This window comes from Microbacterium sp. (assembly GCF_052102115.1).
In the GTDB taxonomy this organism is placed as follows: domain Bacteria; phylum Actinomycetota; class Actinomycetes; order Actinomycetales; family Microbacteriaceae; genus Microbacterium.
In genome coordinates, this window is record NZ_JBQDVP010000107.1 from 1 (window position 1) to 4,013 (window position 4,013).

4 protein-coding genes and 1 pseudogene are annotated in these 4,013 nt (G+C 66.2%); all 5 read right to left on the bottom strand.

Annotated elements, in window-relative coordinates; translation table 11 throughout:
- A pseudogene (locus ACTICP_RS16010) lies at positions 1 to 780 on the bottom strand (phenylalanine--tRNA ligase subunit beta); the annotation flags it as partial.
- Positions 780 to 1,820: a phenylalanine--tRNA ligase subunit alpha gene (gene pheS, locus ACTICP_RS16015; RefSeq protein ID WP_441894061.1), complete on the bottom strand. Its 1,041-nt coding sequence runs from the start codon at positions 1,818 to 1,820 to the stop codon at positions 780 to 782. The pseudogene ACTICP_RS16010 and the gene pheS, both read right to left, overlap by 1 nt.
- Before the next feature lie 42 nt (positions 1,821 to 1,862).
- Positions 1,863 to 2,774, bottom strand: a complete 912-nt coding sequence (locus ACTICP_RS16020) for an amino acid ABC transporter permease (RefSeq protein WP_441894063.1) — start codon at positions 2,772 to 2,774, stop codon at positions 1,863 to 1,865.
- Positions 2,771 to 3,427 carry an amino acid ABC transporter permease gene (locus ACTICP_RS16025; RefSeq protein WP_441894065.1) on the bottom strand — a complete coding sequence of 219 codons (657 nt, stop codon included), beginning with the start codon at positions 3,425 to 3,427 and terminating at the stop codon, positions 2,771 to 2,773. The genes ACTICP_RS16020 and ACTICP_RS16025 overlap by 4 nt, the downstream gene beginning before the upstream one ends.
- A gap of 64 nt (positions 3,428 to 3,491) precedes the next feature.
- Positions 3,492 to 4,013, bottom strand: a 522-nt coding sequence (locus ACTICP_RS16030; protein ID WP_441894067.1) for a transporter substrate-binding domain-containing protein, incomplete at its 5' end; no start/stop codon positions are given.

A 4,013-nucleotide genomic window follows, 5' to 3' on the forward strand; every position in this document is an offset into this window, starting at 1 on the left:
GATGCCGAGCGATCGGATGCCGGCCAGCGACAGGCGCGCGACCATCCACGGCGGAGTCGGCCGGGACGGGTCGACGTCACGCACGACGCGGGCGACGAACTCCTGAACAGCAGGATTCTCGCGCAGCGGTTCGGCGTCGACGGCCAGCGCGAAGCCCTCGCCGGGCTGCACGTCATCCCACTCGTGCTCGGCAGGGTCGCGGAAGTCCGCACCGGTCGCATGCGCGTACTCGCGCGCGACGCCGCGGATCGAGAACGCGTAGCCGCGGTCAGGAGTCACGTTGATCTCGACGGCTTCGTCGTCGAGCCCGAGCAGAGCGATGGCGTCCGTCCCAGCGGGCGCGTCGATGCCGAGCGTCGCGAGGACCAGGATGCCGTCGTGCTCATCCCCGAGGCCCAGCTCACGGGCCGAGGCGATCATGCCGTCGGAGACGTGACCGTAGGTCTTGCGCGCGGCGATCGGGAAGGGGCCGGGCAGCACGGCGCCGGGCAGTGTCACCACGACCTTGTCGCCGACAGCGAAGTTCGATGCGCCGCAGACGATACCGCGCGGCTCGCCCTCGCCGACATCCACCTGGCACCAGCGGATGGTCTTGCCGTTGGACTGCGACTCCTCCTCGAAGGAGAGCACGCTGCCGACGACGACCGGGCCGGAGAGTTCGAAGCGGTGCAGCTCCTCCTCTTCGAACCCGACCGAAACCAACGCCCCGAAGATGTCATCGGCCGTGGCATCCGCTGCCACATCGACGTATTCACGCAACCACGAAAGCGGGACGCGCATCACACCACCATCCCGAACTGCTCGCTGAAACGGATATCGCCCTCGGCCATGTCGCGCATGTCCTGCACGTCGCTGCGGAACATCAGCCCGCGTTCGACGCCGATGCCGAACGCGAAGCCGCTGTAGATCTCTGGATCGATGCCCGCCGCGCGCAGCACGTTGGGGTTGACCATGCCGCAGCCGCCCCACTCGATCCAGCGCGCGCCGCCCCTGAAGGTCGGGTGCCACAGGTCGAACTCGGCAGACGGCTCGGTGAACGGGAAGAAGTTGGTGCGCAGGCGCGTCTTCGCCTCAGCTCCGAAGAGCTGGCGGGCGAGGTGATCGAGTGTGCCCTTCAGATGCGCCATCGTGATGCCCTTGTCGACGACGAGGCCCTCGACCTGGGTGAACACCGGCAGGTGGGTCGCGTCGAACTCGTCGGTGCGGTACACCCGGCCGGGGCACAGAACGTAGATCGGAACCTCGCGGTCGAGCATCGAGCGCACCTGGACGGGGCTCGTGTGCGTGCGCATGACGAGGTGCCGATCGACGGGATCGACGAAGAACGTGTCCTGCATCTGGCGGGCCGGGTGATCGACATCAAAGTTCAGCGCGTCGAAGTTGAACCACTCGTGCTCGAGCTCCGGGCCCTCCGCGATCTCCCAGCCCATCCCGACGAAGACGTCGGAGATGTCGTCCTGGAGCTGCATGAGCGGATGCCGCGCCCCCATGCGCGTCCGCGAGGAGACGGCCGTGATGTCGACCCGCTCCTCCTCGAGGCGCGCGGAAAGCTCAGCCTCGGCGAGCTCAGCCTCCTTCGCGGCCAGCGCCTGCGTGACGCGACCGCGCCCCTGACCGACGAGCTTGCCGAAGGTCGCCTTGTGCTCTGGGGCGACCTGGCGCATCGACGCGTTCAGAACCGCGAGCGGTGATCCCTCAGCGACGTGCGCGGCGCGAGCCGCTTTCAGCTCTGCGGTTGTGGCGGCGGCGCCGATCGCTTCGAGCGCTGCGGCGACGGCGGATTCCACCGCCTCTGGGGTGATTTCGGGAGCGTCAGACACGAGACCTGAGTCTACCGGCGCTGCGCGGCGATCATTCTCCGCTCAGCGGCCGAGCCCCTGGTCGAACTTGCCCGCTCCGGTCTGCGCCGCGATGAGTTCGGTGTCGGTGCCCTCGTGCATCACACCGGCTTTGTCTGCATCGAGCGCCTTCAGCTTCGGCGAGCGACGAGTCTTCACTTCGGCCCATTTCGCGATGCCAGACAGGATCAGACACATGATGATGTAGATGCCGCCGATGATGAGCGCCGACTGCAGGATCGGCCGCCCCGGCTGCGAGCTGAGCAGCTTCGCGTAGTACAGCAGCTCGTGATAGGTGATGAGGAATCCGAGCGCGGTGTCCTTCATGACGACGACGAGCTGGGCGACGATCACCGGCAGCATGGCCCGCACCGCCTGCGGCAACAGGATCAGCGTCATCACGCCGCTCTTGCGCAGGCCGATCGCGTACCCGGCCTCTTTCTGCCCGCGCGGGAGCGACTCGATGCCGGCACGGAGCGCCTCGGCGAGGACCGACCCGTTGTAGAGCATGAGCGCAATCACCACGGCCCAGTACGGCTCGACCTTCATGCCGAGGGTCGGCAGACCGTAATAGAGGATCATCATCATGACCAGCACTGGGACGGCACGGAAGCCCTCCGTGATCACGGCCACGGGAACGCGCACCCAAGCGTGGTCGGACATCCGCCCGATCGCGAGCACGAACCCGAGTGCGAGACTCAGAACGGCGGCCAGCGCGAACGCGCGCAGCGTGTTCAGCAGCATCTCGCCGATGGCTGTCCACACCGTCGTGAAGGTGAAGACGTTCCACTTCGCGGCACTGAACTGGTTCGTCAGCGACAGCCGCCAGACGACGAAAGCGATGACCGCGACGACCAGGATGACGGTGATGATCGCGAGGATCAGATTGCGACGACGGGCACGAGGGCCCGGGACGTCGAAGAGGACAGAGGTCATCGTGCGATCCTCCATCGGTTCTCGAGAGTTCGCTGCAGCCAGGTCAGGAGCATGACCAGAGCGATGAAGACGACGGCGACCCAGAGCAGGATCTCCATCGGGGTGCCTGAGCGGGTGTGCGAGTTGGAGATCGCGGACTGCAGCTGCGGGAGTACTGCGATGGAGAACCCGGCGGCGACCGTGGTGTTCTTCAGCAGCGCGATGAAGACGCTCATCATCGGCGGCACGACCGAGCGGAACGCCTGGGGCAGCACCACCTGCGTCATCACCTGTCCGAACGGCAGACCGATGGCGCGAGCCGCTTCGGCCTGGCCGACGGGCACGGTGTTGATGCCGGCACGCAGCGTCTCGGCGACGTAGGTGGCCGTGTAGACGCCGATCGCCAGAATGCCCAGCACAGTATTGGAGAGTGTCGGCAGCGCCAACGCGCTGTACCCGAATACGAAGAAGAAGAAGACCAGCGTGAGCGGGGTGTTGCGCACGAGGGTGACGTACGCAGTGCCGACGGCGCGCGCGATCGGCACCGGTGAGACTCGCATCGCCCCGACGATGGTTCCCAGCACGAGCGCGATGATGGCGCCGCCGAAGAAAACTAGCAGGGTGTATGTGATGCCCTCGCCCCACAGGTCGAGGTTGCCGAAGATGGCGTCCACGCGCCCTCCCCTTCTCAGGTATCGGATGATGCGGGGCGGCCGGTGGGCCGCCCCGCATCATGGATCAGTCGACGGCTGGCTGCTCGACGTCGATGCCCGACTGACCGAGGGTCGCGTCGAAGATGCCCTGCCAGGTGTCGCCGCCGTCGGTGAACAGCGTGTTGATGTGGTCCATCAGAGCGGTGTCGCCCTTCGGGAGTCCGACGCCGTAGCGCTCTTCGGTGAACAGACCGTCGAGGACCTTCAGCTCGTCGGGGTTCTGCGCCGCGTAGCCGATCAGGATCGCAGCATCGGTGGTGACCGCGTCGACCTTGCCGTTGAGCAGGTCGTCCACGCACTGGGAATAGATGTCGTATTCCTCGGTGTCGATCTCAGGGAAGTTCTCCTTGATGTTCTGGATCGGCGTGGAGCCGGTCGCCGAGCAGACGGTCATGCCGTTGAAGTCCGACACGTCGCTCACCTCGGTCATCTCGCTGTCGGCACCGACGAGGAAGCCCTGGCCCGTGACGAAGTAAGGACCGGCGAAGTCGATCTGCTCCTTGCGCTGATCGGTGATCGAGTAGGTGCCGACGTAGTAGTCGATGTC